General features: G+C 61.6%; 12 protein-coding genes and 2 pseudogenes. 3 read left to right on the forward strand and 11 right to left on the reverse strand.

Annotation, left to right across the window (positions count from 1 at the left end; all coding sequences use genetic code 11):
* Positions 1-34 precede the first annotated feature (34 nt).
* The 10 genes and pseudogenes from LJU32_07515 to urtA all read right to left on the reverse strand — a co-directional run bounded on the left by LJU32_07515 (position 35) and on the right by urtA (position 8,394).
* Positions 35-343, reverse strand: coding sequence for an urease subunit beta (locus tag LJU32_07515; GenBank protein WKV90094.1), 309 nt, complete (start codon positions 341-343; stop codon positions 35-37).
* On the reverse strand, positions 340-876 hold the full coding sequence (locus LJU32_07520) for a GNAT family N-acetyltransferase (protein WKV90095.1): 537 nt from the start codon (positions 874-876) through the stop codon (positions 340-342). The genes LJU32_07515 and LJU32_07520 overlap by 4 nt, the downstream gene beginning before the upstream one ends.
* 5 nt (positions 877-881) lie before the next feature.
* Positions 882-1,415, reverse strand: coding sequence for an N-acetyltransferase family protein (locus LJU32_07525; protein ID WKV90096.1), 534 nt, complete (start codon positions 1,413-1,415; stop codon positions 882-884).
* A 9-nt stretch (positions 1,416-1,424) separates the two neighbouring features.
* The gene (gene ureA, locus LJU32_07530) at positions 1,425-1,727 is read right to left on the reverse strand and encodes an urease subunit gamma (GenBank protein ID WKV90097.1); all 303 of its coding nucleotides are present in this window, start codon (positions 1,725-1,727) and stop codon (positions 1,425-1,427) included.
* 156 nt (positions 1,728-1,883) lie between these two features.
* Positions 1,884-2,723 (reverse strand): urease accessory protein UreD, encoded by an 840-nt coding sequence (locus LJU32_07535; GenBank protein WKV90098.1) that lies wholly within the window; start codon positions 2,721-2,723, stop codon positions 1,884-1,886.
* A gap of 44 nt (positions 2,724-2,767) precedes the next feature.
* Entirely contained in the window at positions 2,768-3,466 is a 699-nt protein-coding gene (urtE, locus tag LJU32_07540; GenBank protein WKV90099.1) for an urea ABC transporter ATP-binding subunit UrtE, read from the reverse strand.
* A 134-nt stretch (positions 3,467-3,600) separates the two neighbouring features.
* A complete protein-coding gene (urtD, locus tag LJU32_07545; protein ID WKV91055.1) occupies positions 3,601-4,443 on the reverse strand; it encodes an urea ABC transporter ATP-binding protein UrtD in 843 nt (280 codons plus the stop codon).
* 23 nt (positions 4,444-4,466) lie between these two features.
* Positions 4,467-5,546 (reverse strand): annotated as a pseudogene (urtC, locus tag LJU32_07550) (urea ABC transporter permease subunit UrtC).
* Entirely contained in the window at positions 5,546-7,048 is a 1,503-nt protein-coding gene (gene urtB / locus LJU32_07555) for an urea ABC transporter permease subunit UrtB (GenBank protein ID WKV90100.1), read from the reverse strand. Before urtB ends, urtC begins: the two are co-directional and overlap by 1 nt.
* 141 nt (positions 7,049-7,189) lie before the next feature.
* Positions 7,190-8,394: pseudogene (urtA, locus tag LJU32_07560) on the reverse strand (urea ABC transporter substrate-binding protein).
* Between the two features lie 361 nt (positions 8,395-8,755).
* Here urtA and LJU32_07565 point away from each other — a divergent pair.
* From LJU32_07565 to LJU32_07575, 3 genes are read left to right on the forward strand one after another with little or no spacing between them, the layout of a single operon-like run.
* Positions 8,756-11,221 carry a DUF4329 domain-containing protein gene (locus tag LJU32_07565; protein ID WKV90101.1) on the forward strand — a complete coding sequence of 822 codons (2,466 nt, stop codon included), beginning with the start codon at positions 8,756-8,758 and terminating at the stop codon, positions 11,219-11,221.
* Positions 11,167-11,805, forward strand: a complete 639-nt coding sequence (locus LJU32_07570; GenBank protein ID WKV90102.1) for a hypothetical protein — start codon at positions 11,167-11,169, stop codon at positions 11,803-11,805. The genes LJU32_07565 and LJU32_07570 overlap by 55 nt, the downstream gene beginning before the upstream one ends.
* A gap of 29 nt (positions 11,806-11,834) precedes the next feature.
* Positions 11,835-13,562: a hypothetical protein gene (locus tag LJU32_07575; GenBank protein ID WKV90103.1), complete on the forward strand. Its 1,728-nt coding sequence runs from the start codon at positions 11,835-11,837 to the stop codon at positions 13,560-13,562.
* A gap of 46 nt (positions 13,563-13,608) precedes the next feature.
* On the opposite strand, the gene LJU32_07580 is transcribed toward LJU32_07575, so the two are convergent.
* Entirely contained in the window at positions 13,609-14,982 is a 1,374-nt protein-coding gene (locus LJU32_07580; protein ID WKV90104.1) for a PepSY domain-containing protein, read from the reverse strand.
* Positions 14,983-15,022 lie beyond the last annotated feature (40 nt).

A 15,022-nucleotide genomic window follows, 5' to 3' on the forward strand; every position in this document is an offset into this window, starting at 1 on the left:
GATGCATTCCCACGCGGAGCGTAGGAACGATCCGTCAGTCGAGGTCACCCATGATGCGTCCGGCAAAGCCGAACACCCGGCGATGCCCGGCGTAATCCACCAGCTCGACTTCACGGCTCTGGCCAGGCTCGAAGCGCACGGCGGTGCCGGCGGGGATGTTCAGGCGCATGCCGCGACTGGCGGCACGGTCGAAGGTCAGCGCGTCGTTGGTTTCGAAAAAGTGAAAGTGCGAACCGACCTGGATCGGCCGGTCGCCGCTGTTGGCGACTTTCAGGCTCACGGTGCGGCGGCCGACATTGAGTTCGATGTCGCCGGGCTGAATCTGGTATTGGCCAGGAATCATCGCTGGGCTCCTTGCAGGACTTTGTAATAGAGAGCGGTCGGGCGATAGGTGCCGTTGGGATCGCAGGCGTAATCAGGGATTTCGCCGGCGCGGACGTAGCCCAGCGCCCGGTAGAAATTTTCTGCCGGCGAGCCGGCCTCGGTGTCGAGATAGAGCATGCCGCGCTTGTGTTTCGGCGCCTCCAGTTCCAGCGCCTGCATCAGTTGCTGACCGAGGCCACGGCGCCGCGCGTGTTCGCGCACCAGCAGTTTCTGCACTTCGGCGCGGTTCAGACCATTGGCTTTCTGGCACAGGCCCAATTGCACGCTGGCCAGCACCTGCTCGTCCTTGACCACCACCCACAGCAGCGTGTTGCCCTTGTTGACGTCGTCCTGCACCTCATCGAAATAGGCGCGCGCCTGGGCGGCATCGAGGTCGGCCATGAAACCGACGCTGGCGCCGTAACCGACGGCGTCGAGCAGCAGATCGATCAGCCCCTGGCGGTAGTGGGCAAAGCTCTCAGCATTGACGCGGCGCAACTGGGCAGCGTTCATCGACATCACACCTTGTGGGCATCCGGCGGCGAAGCGCCGGGGTTGAGGGTCAGCTGCATGAAGGTCAGATCGAGCCAGCGGCCGAACTTGGTGCCGACCTGCGGCATCTGCCCGGTGATGCGGAAACCGGCGCGTTCGTGCAGGCGGATCGAGGCGGCATTGCCGCTTTCGATGGCGGCGACCATGACGTGTTTGCCGCAGGCTCTGGCGCGTTCGATCAGCACGGTCATCAGTTGCGGGCCGAGGCCGTTGCCGCGTTGATCGCTGCGCACGTACACCGAGTGCTCGACGGTGTGGCGGAAACCGTCGAACGGCCGCCAGTCGCCGAACGAGGCGTAACCCAGCACTGCGTTTTCGCGGTCGACGATCACCAGAATCGGGTACGCCTGCAACTGACGCGCGTCGAACCATGCCTGGCGATTGCCGAGGTCGACGGCTTGTTCGTTCCAGATCGCCGTGGTGTGGAGCACGGCGTCGTTGTAGATGTCGCGGATCGCCGGCAGGTCGGCCTGGCTCGCATCGCGAATGCTGTAAGTCATGGCGCGGCCTCAGGCGATCGGCTGGTGAACGGTGACCAGTTTGGTGCCGTCGGGGAACGTCGCCTCGACCTGGATCTCCGGGATCATTTCCGGGATGCCTTCCATCACTTGCTCGCGGCTGAGCAGGGTGGTGCCGTAGTGCATCAGCTCGGCGACGGTCTGGCCGTCACGCGCACCTTCGAGCAGCGCGGCAGAGATGTAGGCCATGGCTTCCGGGTAATTGAGTTTCACGCCACGGGCCAATCGCCGCTCGGCAACGAGGCCGGCGGTGAAGATCAGCAGCTTGTCTTTTTCGCGTGGGGTCAGGTCCATGGTTCGGGTTCCATCAGGGCAGATTGAAAAATTGTCTGATTGCGCACATCCCCTGTGGGAGCGAGCCTGCTCGCGAATACGGTTTCATATTCAGCGTATGGGGTGGCTGACATGACGCTTTCGCGAGCAGGCTCGCTCCCACAGTTGGATTGCATTTCAGGTGTTCCAGATTCGCGGTGGCTGGGCTTCGCGGCCCAGCAGCACAGGTCTTAGCAGTCGCCATAACTCAATCAGCCACGCACGCGCGAGCAACGCTTCACCGGCCAGACACCGCGCCACCAGCAAACCCGGCAACTGGGTCAAATCACCACGCACTTCGTGCCCCAGCGAGCGGCAACGCTCCAGCAACCCGGCCTCAATCTCACCGGTCACCAGCAGCGTCGCAAACACCGGATTGCCATCCAGGCCGATTGGCGAGTCGAGCAACCCGTCGTTGCCGACAATGCGCTGCCGTTCGTGCCAGAGCAACCGACCATCGCGGCGGATGTCCAGGTGCGCCTGAAAATGCCCGAGGTCGAAACGCTCGCCGCTGGCCGGACGACCGAGCGCGACCACGTCCCAATAAAACAGCCGTGCGTCACCTTCAAGGTCGATGGTCGTGGTCAACTCAGCCTGCGCGGCGCTGTAGACGATGGTTTCCTGCGGCAGCCATTCCAGTGTCGCGCCGGCGGCCACGCGCAGATCGAGTTGTTGATAAGCCGGCCCACCGGCGCGATACCACTTCGCCGCGCCAGGGCTGGTGATTTGCGCCCAGGCGTTGGTTTCGACGCGAGCGCTGATATCCAGACGATCACCACCGGCAATTCCGCCCGGTGGATGGACGATGATGTGCTGGCAGACCTCGGGGCCTTCGGCGTACAGATGCTTTTGCACGCGCAGCGGGCCGAGGTGGCGGCGCATGACCGGGCGCGTGCAATCGCCGAAACGCGCGTAGGCCAGTTCCAGCTTGGCGTGCCAGCTCGGGGTAAACAGGGCAGGTGCAACAATCGAATTCATGGTTTTGTGATTATCGTTAGGAAGCTACAGATTAGACCGCCGCGTTAGATCGTGACCAGCCCGCGTACACCTTCGGCCTCCATATGTTCACCGCGACCCTGCTGGACGATCTCGCCCCGCGACATCACCAGGTATTGATCGGCCAGTTCGGCGGCAAAGTCGTAGAACTGCTCGACCAGCAGAATCGCCATGTCACCGCGCGCCGCGAGCTGCTTGATCACCGCGCCGATTTCCTTGATCACCGAGGGTTGAATGCCTTCGGTCGGCTCATCGAGAATCAGCAGGCGTGGTCGGCTGGCCAATGCACGACCGATCGCCAACTGCTGTTGCTGACCGCCGGACAGATCGCCGCCACGGCGCTGCTTCATTTGTAGCAGCACCGGGAACAGTTCGTAGATGAAACCTGGAACTTCCTTGGCTTCTGAGCCTGGAAACCGCGACAGGCCCATCAGCAGATTTTCTTCTACCGTCAGGCGCCCGAAGATCTCACGACCCTGCGGCACGTAGGCGATACCGGCCTGCACACGCTGATGCGGTTTGAACGTGGTGATCGGTTTGCCTTCCCAGTTCACCGCGCCTTCCTTGGCCGGCAGCAGGCCCATCAGGCATTTGAGCAGGGTGGTCTTGCCCACGCCGTTACGGCCGAGCAGGCAGGTCACTTCGCCGACCTTCACGTCAAAGCTCAGGCCACGCAGGATGTGGCTACCGCCGTAGTACTGATGCAGCTTGTCGACTTGCAGCATGTCCAAATTCTCCCCGGTGATCGTTCCCACGCTCTGCGTGGGAACGCATCCCGTGACGCTCCGCGTCACATAACGGCGGACGCAGAGCGTCCATGGCGGCATTCCCACGCAGAGCGTGGGAACGATCTAGGTCTTCAGCGGCCCAGGTAGACCTCGATCACTCGCTCGTTTTCCTGCACCTGCTCCAGCGAGCCCTCGGCCAGCACGCTGCCCTGATGCAGCACCGTGACGTGGTCGGCAATCGAGCCGACAAAACCCATGTCGTGCTCGACCACCATCAGCGAATGCTTGCCGGCCAGCGACTTGAACAGCTCGGCGGTGAACTCGGTTTCGGCGTCGGTCATGCCCGCCACCGGTTCGTCGAGCAGGAGCAATTGCGGGTCCTGCATCAGCAGCATGCCAATCTCGAGGAACTGCTTCTGGCCGTGGGACAACAGCCCGGCCTGGCGATTGACCGAAGTGGTCAGGCGAATCGTCTCGAGCACTTCGCTGATGCGATCCTTCTGCTCGCCACTCAGGCGCGCACGTAAACTGGCCCACACCGACTTGTCGGTCTTCTGCGCCAGCTCCAGGTTTTCGAACACGCTCAAGGCTTCGAATACCGTCGGTTTCTGAAACTTGCGGCCGATGCCGGACTGGGCAATCTGCACTTCGCTCATCTGCGTCAGGTCCAGGGTTTCGCCGAACCAGGCCTTGCCGTGGCTGGGCCGGGTCTTGCCGGTGATCACGTCCATCAGCGTGGTCTTGCCGGCGCCGTTGGGGCCGATGATGCAGCGCAGTTCGCCGACGCCGATGTACAGGTTGAGATTGTTCAGCGCACGGAAGCCGTCGAAGCTGACGCTGATGTCTTCCAGGGTCAGGATCGTGCCGTGGCGCGTATCGAGGCCGGGGCCGACGCGCTGGCCGAGGCCGATCGAGTCGCGACTGGTGCCTTCGTCCTTGTTCGGTTCCACAGGGAAAAACGCCGGTTCGAGCATGAATTCCGCACTCGCTGTGACTCTCATTGTTCACCTCGTTTCTTCAGCAGGCCGATCACGCCCTTGGGCAAGTACAACGTCACGACGATGAACAGCGCGCCGAGGAAGAACAGCCAGTATTCCGGGAAGGCCACGGTGAACCAGCTCTTCATGCCGTTGACCACGCCGGCGCCGAGCAACGGCCCGATCAGCGTGCCGCGCCCGCCGAGGGCGACCCACACCGCCGCTTCGATCGAGTTGGTCGGCGACATTTCGCTGGGGTTGATGATGCCGACCTGCGGCACGTACAACGCGCCGGCCAGTCCACACAACACCGCACTCAGCACCCAGACGAACAGCTTGAAACCACGCGGGTCGTAGCCGCAGAACATCAAACGGTTTTCCGCATCGCGCAACGCCGTCAGCACCCGGCCGAACTTGCTCTGCGCCAGGCGCCAGCCGATGAACAGGCTCGCCACCAGCAACAACACCGTGGCCAGAAACAGCACCGCGCGGGTGCCCGGTTCGGTGATGCCGAAACCGAGAATCGTGCGGAAATTGGTGAAACCGTTGTTGCCGCCAAACCCGGTCTCGTTGCGGAAAAACAGGAGCATGCCGGCGAAGGTCAGGGCCTGGGTCATGATCGAGAAATACACGCCCTTGATCCGCGAACGGAAGGCGAAAAAGCCGAACACCAGCGCCAGCAGAACCCGGCGCCAGCACCACCAGACACATGGCCCAGAGGAAGCTGCTGGTGCCGCTCCAGTACCACGGCAATTCGCTCCACGACAGGAAGGTCATGAACGCCGGCAGACCATCGCCGGCTGCCTGACGCATCAGGTACATGCCCATCGCATAACCGCCGAGGGCGAAGAACAGACCGTGGCCCAGCGACAGCAGGCCGGCGTAACCCCAGACTAGATCCAGCGCCAGGGCGACGATGGCGTAGCAGAGGATTTTGCCGACCAGGGTCAGCGTGTAGGCCGAGACGTGCAGGGCATTGTCTGGCGACAACAACGAGAGCAGCGGCAGAACGATCAGCAGCGCGAGGATCACCCCGCCGACCGCGAGCGTGGCTTTCGGCCCGGCCTTTGTGTGGCCGTGACTAATAGAGGCTGGTTCATCAGTCGATCACCCGTCCTTTCAGTGCGAAGAGGCCTTGCGGACGTTTCTGAATGAACAGAATGATCAGCGCGAGGATGAGGATCTTGCCGAGCACCGCACCGATCTGCGGTTCGAGAATCTTGTTGGCGATGCCCAGGCCGAACGCGGCTAGCACGCTACCGGCCAGTTGGCCGACGCCGCCGAGCACCACCACCAGGAACGAGTCGATGATGTAGCTCTGGCCAAGGTCGGGGCCGACGTTGCCGATCTGGCTCAGCGCCACGCCGCCCAAGCCGGCGATGCCCGAGCCGAGGCCGAAGGCGAGCATGTCGACGCGCCCGTTGGGCACGCCGCAGCAGGCGGCCATGTTGCGGTTCTGGGTGACGGCGCGCACGTTGAGACCGAGGCGGGTCTTGTTCAGCAGCAGCCAGGTCAGCACCACCACGAACAATGCGAAAGCGATGATGACGATGCGGTTGTACGGCAGCACCAGATTGGGCAGCACTTGGATGCCGCCGGACAGCCACGCCGGGTTGGCGACTTCAACGTTCTGGGCGCCGAACACCAGCCGCACCAGTTGAATCAGCATCAGGCTGATGCCCCAGGTCGCGAGCAGGGTTTCCAGCGGCCGGCCATAGAGATGGCGGATGACCGTGCGCTCCAGCGCCATGCCGATGGCGGCCGTGACGAAAAACGCCACCGGCAGCGCGATCAGCGGATAGAACTCGATGGCCTGCGGCGCGTAGCGCTGGAACATCAGCTGCACCACGTAGGTCGAGTAGGCGCCGAGCATCAGCATCTCGCCGTGGGCCATGTTGATCACCCCGAGCAGGCCGAAGGTGATCGCCAGACCGAGGGCGGCGAGCAGCAGAATCGAGCCCAGCGACATGCCGCTGAAGGCCTGGCCGAGCACTTCGCCGATCAGCAATTTGCGCTTGACCTGCGCGAGGCTGGTTTCAGCGGCGGTGCGCACGCCGGCATCGCTTTCCACGCCCGGTTCGAGCAGACCTTCAAGGCGCGTGCGTGCCAGCGGGTCGCCGGTTTCACCGAGCAACCGCACCGCTGCAAGGCGCACCGCCGGGTCGCTGTCGACCAGTTGCAGATTGGCCAGCGCCAGGCTCAGGGCGGCATGCACGCTTTCATCTTTTTCCCCAGCGAGTTGCCGGTCGAGGAATTTCAGCTGCGCGGGTTTCGCGCTTTTCTGCAATTGCTGCGCGGCGCTCAGGCGGATTTTCGCGTCGGCGGCGAGCAATTGATGGCTGGCCATCGCGGTGTCGATCAGACCCCGCAGGCGATTGTTCAGGCGCAGGGTTTTCGCTTGGCCGTCGATCGTCAGCTCGCCTTGTTGCAGGGCGTTGAGCAATTCGATACGCGCCGGATCGGGCTGCGCGGCCCAGGTTTCCAGGAGTTTGGCCTGTTGCATGGGATTGGCCGCGACGAAGTCTTCGGCATCGCCGGCGTGGGCGAGCATCGGCAGCAACAGTGCGATGGCACAGATAAAGCGGTAGAGAGCAGTGGGCATAGGTTTTGCCTTGCGTATTGATCGTTCCCACGCTCCGCGTGGGGATGCAGCCAGGACGCTCCGCGTCCCTGAAGTGGACGCGGAGCGTCCGTTGGGGCATTCCCACGCAGAGCGTGGGAACGATCAGGTTGAGCGGAGGACTCAGTTGCTCTTCACCGCATAATCCGGCTTCTTGTCGTTGCCCTGAATGAACGGGCTCCACGGTTGCGCACGGATCGGGCCTTCGGTCTGCCATACGACGTTGAACTGACCGTCGCTCTGGATTTCGCCGATCATCACGGGCTTGTGCAGGTGGTGATTGGTCTTGTCCATGGTCAACGTGTAACCGGACGGCGCAGCGAAGGTCTGCCCGGCCAGTGCTTCACGAACTTTGTCGACGTCAGTGGATTTGGCTTTCTCGACCGCCTGCGCCCACATGTGGATGCCGACGTAGGTGGCTTCCATCGGGTCGTTGGTCACGGCTTTATCGGCGCCCGGCAGATTGTGTTTCTTCGCGTAGGCTTTCCAGTCCGCGACGAATTTCTTGTTCGCAGGATTCTCCACCGACTCGAAGTAGTTCCACGCCGCGAGGTTGCCCACCAGCGGTTTGGTGTCGATGCCGCGCAGTTCTTCTTCGCCGACCGAGAACGCCACCACCGGTACGTCGGTAGCCTTCAGGCCCTGGTTGGCCAGCTCTTTGTAGAACGGCACGTTGGAGTCGCCGTTGACGGTGGAAATGACGGCAGTCTTGCCGCCGGCGGAGAATTTTTGATGTTGGCAACGATGGTCTGGTAATCGCTGTGACCGAACGGCGTGTAGACCTCTTCGATGTCCTTGTCGGCCACGCCTTTGGAATGCAGGAACGCGCGCAGGATCTTGTTGGTGGTGCGCGGGTAGACGTAGTCGGTGCCGAGCAGGAAGTAGCGCTTGGCGCTGCCGCCTTCTTCGCTCATCAGGTATTCAACGGCGGGGATCGCTTGCTGGTTCGGCGCGGCGCCGGTGTAGAAGACGTTCGGCGACATCTCTTCGCCTTCGTACTGCACCGGGTAGAACAGCAGACCGTTGAGCTCTTCGAACACCGGCAATACCGATTTACGCGAAACCGAGGTCCAGCAGCCGAACACCACCGCGACCTTGTCCTGGGTCAGCAGCTGTCGGCCCTTTTCGGCGAACAGCGGCCAGTTGGAAGCGGGATCGACCACCACCGGCTCGAGCATCTTGCCGTTGACGCCGCCCTTGGCGTTGATCTCGTCGATGGTCATCAGCGCCATGTCCTTGAGCGACGTTTCGGAGATCGCCATGGTCCCGGACAACGAATGCAGAATCCCGACCTTGATGGTCTCGGCGGCCTGGACAGTCCAGGTCATGCCCATCGCGGCAATGGATGCCGTGAGTGTGAAAGCCTTGATCAAACTGCGACGCTTCATTGTGCGATCTCCATGAACATTCGATTTTTTCTGGTTGGCAGATGCGAACGACTGAAAGTGTGTTTTGCAAAGGCTGTGCCCGGTCGCGTTCAGGCAAGAAAATGTCGTGCCAGAGCGCTTGCGCGCTGAGGGCGTGCACCAGGAGGGGACGGTAGTCGGGCGGTGGTGCGTCCAGTTGCGCCAGATTGGGGCGCGAACTGTCGCGCAGATGCGGATACAGAAACGATAAACATGTACCACAGCAGGTGAAAACCGACGGCCCACACTCACGCGCTCATCCCGATTCTCAGCGCAGGTTTTTATGAGTCATGTCTCAGGCCGATCCGGTCGTACCGCAAGTTCTTCAGCAACGTTCAAGCTGCCGCCACTGAGCCCGGCCTTTCTGACTGAAGAGGACGCCGCCTATTGGGTGCACACGCGGATTCCACTGAACCCGGACAAAGAGTACGGCAGCGTGATCCTGCTGCGTCCGGACGGGAAATTGCTCGCCACTTCACCCATCGCCGGGCAAGCCACGGGTTTTGACTTCGGCACAATTGTGCAGACCGATGTCCTTGGCGGCATGCTTCATCCGCTGGGCTACCGGTGCGTCGCCAGCGTTCACAGCCATCCGCCGATCCATGCCGAGTTCCGCAATGGCAATCGGCGTCAGGATGAAACGCTGCTCCGGCTGTTCATGAGTTTCTATTCAGGCGGCGATTTCATTGGCGATGTGTCGGCGCGGGATTTTTTCCGCAGCGCTTACCTTTCAGGCCCGGATGGCAGCTTGCTCAAATACGTCTCGAGCGGCTCGCCCGAGGAGCGCGACTACTTTCTCTGGCAGCAGTCCGGCGGGCCGTCGGGCCATCCGGCGGGGGCCTATGACGTGATGGCGGTGATCAACAAGCTGGCGACCGTGGGTGAACTCAAAGTCATTGTTTCGAATGCCGACTGGGGCTACTCGGTGGGGCGCGTACCTGCGGACTGGAAGGCCGGCGCGTCGTTTTCAAAGGGTGCAGTCACCGAACTGCCGCTGATGACCCGTGTCTGCGTCAATGCCGAACGCGCCGTGCTGGCCGCGTTGAAATCCAGAGGCGCGCAGACGACGGGCCTGATATTGAAAAAATTGGTTGGCGAGGAGTATGTCGCCACCCATGCGCGCCCAGCCGGACTCGCTGCATGGGATCCTGAGCGAATATTTCCGGTTGATGCCCAAGGGCAATTGCAGCTGCCCAAGGGGTATTTGCTGGAGGGCTTTTACTTCGCCTCGCGACCCGACCCGGCACAGTTTCCACCTGGCCAGCCGTGGCTCTACGAGAACTTCTTCACGCCCCGGGAGATCGCCTGGGCTATCGAAGCGAATGCCCGCAGCCAACATCTGGCGCAAGCAGGGCGTGCGTTGTCGCTGTACATGCGGGCGCAGGATCATGCGATGTTGAAGTACCGCTTCAGCGGCGATTCGATCGAAGCGGCACTGAGCGTTACGCAGTCGGACGGCACGGTCAGTGACAATGGTGTGCAGGCAAGGCTGTTGGCCGGCACACTGGATACCCGCGCATTTGTTTCGATGCTGGTACTGGCCGGGACCCTGGAGGTCGTGCGCGGCAGTGCGTTGTGGGCGCATCTGGGTCCGGTGGATCTGCAATGGCAGCCCTTCGCCAACTTTCCCTGGCCGCGATTGAGCCGGGCTTTTCTGGCGGCCGATGATGCGGTTCGCCATGCCCATGAGCTCGTGGGCATTCGCCGTGATCAGCAGCACGCGGGGTATGTTTTTCAGCGTAGCGACGAGCGTTTCGTGGTGACCGAACCCTTGCCCGGGGATATCGATACGCTCAGCCAGGGGCGGCTTTATCCTCTGGACAATCACGGTCGGCCGGTGTTTCCAGACGACCACACCATGCATGCGTGTTATGTCGCTCACGTTGCGCTTTCGCAACTTGACCCGGTGCATATCCGGTATCTGCGCTGGACCCGTGCCGAGGCTCTGCTGGATGTGCAGATGCTCAACGTTGACGAGCTGCGGCAGACCCTGCTCGACGGGATCGCTCTGTATTGCTCTGGTGCCGGTGACAGCCTGATCAGGTTCCAGCCCTACACCACCATCGTCGCCAGAGAGCTGGCCAGACGCCTCGGCACTGGCAAGCACCCGGGCGAGCTTGCCAGTGCGCTGCGCAACGGCACTGAACGGCCACAGGCCTTTGTGCGTGAACAGGCGCAGGCCGGCGTCTTGTTCAACCTGATCGATCACGCACTGTGGGGCTATCGCGGGCAAATCGGCGCTGACTGGAGCCTGCCAATAGCGTCAGTGGCTGAACCAGGCGAGTCTGAGCCGCCGCTGCCGACGTTACCGAAACCGTCATTGCCAGATCTTTCTTTGCAACCATATCCGCCAACGCAAGTGCCTGCGCCTGGCGCTACAACAATGCCGTGGAAGCGTCCTGCGAGGATTTTCTTTGGTGCGGTGTTTTCCTCGGCGGACGAGGCAGCACTGAGTCAATCCAGTACTGACGTGCATTTGCACGACGAGAAGAAAACCTGGTTCGGCTTCATTCTCAAGCACGTGGGGCGGGAGGAATACATCGCCAGCGAGCTGATACCCGTCAGCGATAGCGGCACTAATCTGTTTCGTCAGGAGTCGGTGTTCAGTTCCAGCAGGACAGCTCCCTGGTATCAGTACCCGGATGGCTTCGACCTGCATGCCGTGTATTACATGCACCAGCGAATCGGGAAACCTTGCGCCATCCCCAGGACTGGCTCGCGCATTACTTCGTCACGCCAGAGACGCTGACAGTTGCCATGTATCTCTCCGAGCGGCGCCCGGTCGTCGCCACTGGCCGGCACAGAACTTTGTATATCGCCACTGGTGATGGTGCTCTGCTCAGGTATGTGTTCAACAGCTCCAGCAAGTTGTTCTACGACGACAGCTCGCAGACGACGCTGCAAACGCTCAAGGACGATCTCGCTGCGCAAAGGCTGTTGCCATCCGACTTCGTGCACACCGTGGTCGACAGTGGTCAACTTGACGTGCTGCGTACGAGTCTGTGCTGGGACCGGCCGGGTTTGGTCAAGAAAACCTGGCAGCCTTACGCAAATCTGCAGCGACGCGCCCTGGGGCCGGTTTTTCACAGTGCCGACGATGCGGCGGTGCATGCCCGATCGCTGTTGCCGCAGAGCACCGACAAGCTCTATGGCGGTGTCATTCTGAAACGCTCCGACGGCCTCTACGTCGCTACCTTACCGATTGAAGTGACACGCGAAAATTTCGACAGTAGCGAGATCATCGCCGACGAGACTCGCGCTGCCGGACTGTTTCCAGAAAATTGCCGGATCGTTGCGCGTTACCGCTCCAGAGTCCCGAGGAGCTGTCGGTAGCGTTTTCGGCCATCGACAAACAGATCTACTTGAACATGCTGTCGGTCGATACCTTGTACTCGGCATTCACGCGCAAGCCTGTGGTCTGGGATGAATACCTGTTTGCGCCGGACGGTGCGACGATTCGCTATCAGCCTGGGTTGTGGGAGCGTCTGCGCGCCGATCTGTCGATTGCCCTGACGGCAAGCAATAGCCTGCCCGCATCACTGGATGGCGAGACCATCAAGCAGCGCCTTTACAGCGGTGAATTGAAACCGATCGACTGGATCGACTCGCTCGCCAGAACCGGTTATTTGCAGGTCGTCACCGGCAGTGACCTGTGGGGCCTGCCCCGGCAAGTATCGCGCTGGGTGCCGTTCTCCGCCGATCTGCAGATCGTGACGGATTACAGCAAAGCCGCTACTGCGGCGGTGTGCAGCCCGTTATTTCTTCAGGCAGATGCGGCCGCTCGATATGTCCATGAGCTGGCGGTGAGCCGCGATATGCAGACTTTCGGTGTCATCCTGCGCTCGGCCGGCGGTGTGGTTCTTGCCAGTCTGCCGCTGACTGCACAACGGTCTGCGCTGGCGCTGGACCGGATTTTCGAGCACGGGCGACTGCCATCAGGCTTTCTGCTGGATTCGATTTATCTGCGCGCCGTCCTGCCGCCGCTTGGCGCACGATCCACGGATATCCGGCATGTGCTGATCATGCCCAGCGAAGTCCAGCAGGCGTGTCGACGGGCCAGTACGCCACAGGGTTACAAGCCGATCTACTTCTCCTGCGCCGACGGAGCGCTGCTGAGACTGCAACTGCACGCGTTCGAGCCCGGCACATTCTTCGACCGGTTCGGGCAAGTGGAATTGCGCCCCAACGCTTTTGTGTCAATGGAGCAGGCGGCGATTGATGAACGCAACAACAGCAAGGGCACTTTCAGCCTTGTCGAATACGTAAATCGGATGGCGCGAGCCGGTGACCTGCATGTCATTGAAACCAGCGCCTGCTGGTCTCGCCGTGGTCAGGTCGGGGAGGGCTGGCAACCGGGTCTGGCCGAGATATCTCGTGAGCGCCATTGGCAAAATCATCCGGTTCCGGCGCTGGGACCGATCTTCCAGCATCCCGACGATGCTGCCCGCTATGCCCAGCAACGGACCGACAGTGAAATACTCGGTCGGACCGGCTATGAGGGCGCGGTTCTCGGGGAAGACTCCGGCCAGCGCTTTGTCCCGCTGGAGCCTGTTGCGTGGTTCGCCAACGAGGAGAATCTTCGTCTGCGTCTTTTCCGTACTGCCGAGGACCCTGCGACCGACTGGCGCCGACCGGTACCGCGCTTCCCTGACGGTTATGCCGTCGTGGCCAGTCATCAATTCAGCCTGTCGGGCAATACCTTGCTGGTCGCTGACAACGAACAGATCCGCAGTAATTTCGCTGAACCCGCGCTTGTCTATGCACACACCCATGAATTGAAAACCAAAGGTTTCGACATCCGCGCGTATTACTACTCGACGCCCAGTCATGAGTTGCTCAAATACACGCCTGTTTACTCTGACGCCGAACGCAATCTCATGCTGACCCGAGCGGTTGTTTATGAAAACGGGCAATGGGTCAGCCGCCTCACGCCAGGACAATTTGTCTCCCGACTCCTGCAATTGGGCGAATTTCAGGTGTTGGTGGCAGGCCCGTATTGGCGCCATACCGGGCAACTGGGCAGTGGCTGGCGAACCCGTCGCCAACAGCCGTCGGCCCAAGGCGCAGTACGGGTCAGAGATGAGTTGTAATTCGAATGCCGTGTCGGGCGCGGGCCACTGAGCCCGCGCCACAACATCAGCGCGGCAGATCGACGGTGCGCCGTACGACTCGTGGCAGCACAAACCGGTCTAGCAACCACACCACCAGCAGCGAAGCCCCCACCAGCGGAAACACCACCGCCAGCACCAGCATGATCGCCACGCCGGTTTTCCATGTCGGCAAATCATGACGCAGCGGCGGCACGCCGAACTTGCCTTCTGGACGCCGTTTCCACCAGATCACCACGCCGCTGACGGCGCTGAGCAGGATCATCAGGCAGATCAGCAGCACGACGATCTGGTTGAAGGTGCCGAACATCTTGCCTTCATGCAGCATCACGCCGATTTCCGTGGCGCGCGCGACGGTACCGTAGTGCTCGAAACGCACATCGGCGAGGACATTGCCGGTGTACTGGTCGACGTGCAGGGTGGCATCGTTGCGCGGGTCGTCGGCGAATACGGCAATGGTGAACACGCCGGTGGCGGTAGTCGGCAGGGTAATGCTGTAGCCGGGTTCAACCTTGCGTTCGCTGGCGATGTTCTGCACATCCTGCAGGCTGACTTCAGGTGCAGCGGGGCCGGCGTGGGCGGTGCCGTGATTCATGTGTTCGGCGTGGTCGCCGGACATCGGCATCGGTGTGTTTTCCATCGCCCATGGCACGGTCTGGCGGGTCGCGCTGTTGAGGCTGCGTGCCTCGATGTCGGAGGTCGGCACGTTGTTCCACATCGCGGCCGGGAACACGTTCCATACCGCCGCATATTGTTTGCCCCAGAAACCGGTCCAGGTCATGCCGCTGAGCAGCATCACCAGCAGCAATGTAGCGCCCCAGAACCCGGTGACAGCGTGCAGATCACGCCACAGCACGCGCCCACGCGCGTTCAGCCGCGGCCACAAAATGCCCACCGCCTGACCGCGCGGCCACCACAGAAACAGCCCCGAGACCACCAGCACCACGCCCCAGCCAGCGGCCATTTCGATCAGCCGATCGCCGACTGTGCCAATCATCAACTCACCGTGGATCGCACGGGCGATGGCTTGCAGATTCTGCTTGGCATCCTGCTCGCCGAGGATGTCACCGTGATACGGATCGATGAATACATTGAGTTCGTGACCAGCGTTTTTCACTACGAATTGCGCGCTGCGCTGGGCATTGACCGGCGGCATGTACTGCGTGACCTGGCCCTGCGGATAGGCAGCTTTCACCCGTTGCAGCAAGTCATCGGCCGGCACCGTGTGGTGCCCGGCCGGTACGTCAAGGAGGCTGCTGTACATCAGCGAATCGAGTTGCGGTTTGAACAGATAAATGATCCCGGTCAGGGCCAGCATCACCATGAACGGCGCGACGAACAGTCCGGCATAGAAATGCCAGCGCCAGGCCAGGTTGTAGAAATTGGGTTGAGGCTTTTGCATCACGTGTGCTCCGCTGGGCTTGGTTCTTTTTCGTTGTTTG

The sequence above is a fragment of the Pseudomonas sp. B21_DOA genome (assembly GCA_030544685.1).
GTDB lineage: Bacteria > Pseudomonadota > Gammaproteobacteria > Pseudomonadales > Pseudomonadaceae > Aquipseudomonas > Aquipseudomonas fluorescens_AO.

Coding starts and splice junctions, on each gene's coding strand:
- urtB (WKV90100.1), bottom strand. CDS start 7,048: ATGCCCACTGCTCTCTACCGCTTTATCTGTGCCATCGCACTGTTGCTG.
- urtD (WKV91055.1), bottom strand. CDS start 4,443: ATGCTCGAACCGGCGTTTTTCCCTGTGGAACCGAACAAGGACGAAGGC.
- LJU32_07565 (WKV90101.1), top strand. CDS start 8,756: ATGAGTCATGTCTCAGGCCGATCCGGTCGTACCGCAAGTTCTTCAGCA.
- urtE (WKV90099.1), bottom strand. CDS start 3,466: ATGCTGCAAGTCGACAAGCTGCATCAGTACTACGGCGGTAGCCACATC.
- LJU32_07580 (WKV90104.1), bottom strand. CDS start 14,982: ATGCAAAAGCCTCAACCCAATTTCTACAACCTGGCCTGGCGCTGGCAT.
- LJU32_07525 (WKV90096.1), bottom strand. CDS start 1,415: ATGACTTACAGCATTCGCGATGCGAGCCAGGCCGACCTGCCGGCGATC.
- ureA (WKV90097.1), bottom strand. CDS start 1,727: ATGGACCTGACCCCACGCGAAAAAGACAAGCTGCTGATCTTCACCGCC.
- LJU32_07520 (WKV90095.1), bottom strand. CDS start 876: ATGAACGCTGCCCAGTTGCGCCGCGTCAATGCTGAGAGCTTTGCCCAC.
- LJU32_07535 (WKV90098.1), bottom strand. CDS start 2,723: ATGAATTCGATTGTTGCACCTGCCCTGTTTACCCCGAGCTGGCACGCC.
- LJU32_07515 (WKV90094.1), bottom strand. CDS start 343: ATGATTCCTGGCCAATACCAGATTCAGCCCGGCGACATCGAACTCAAT.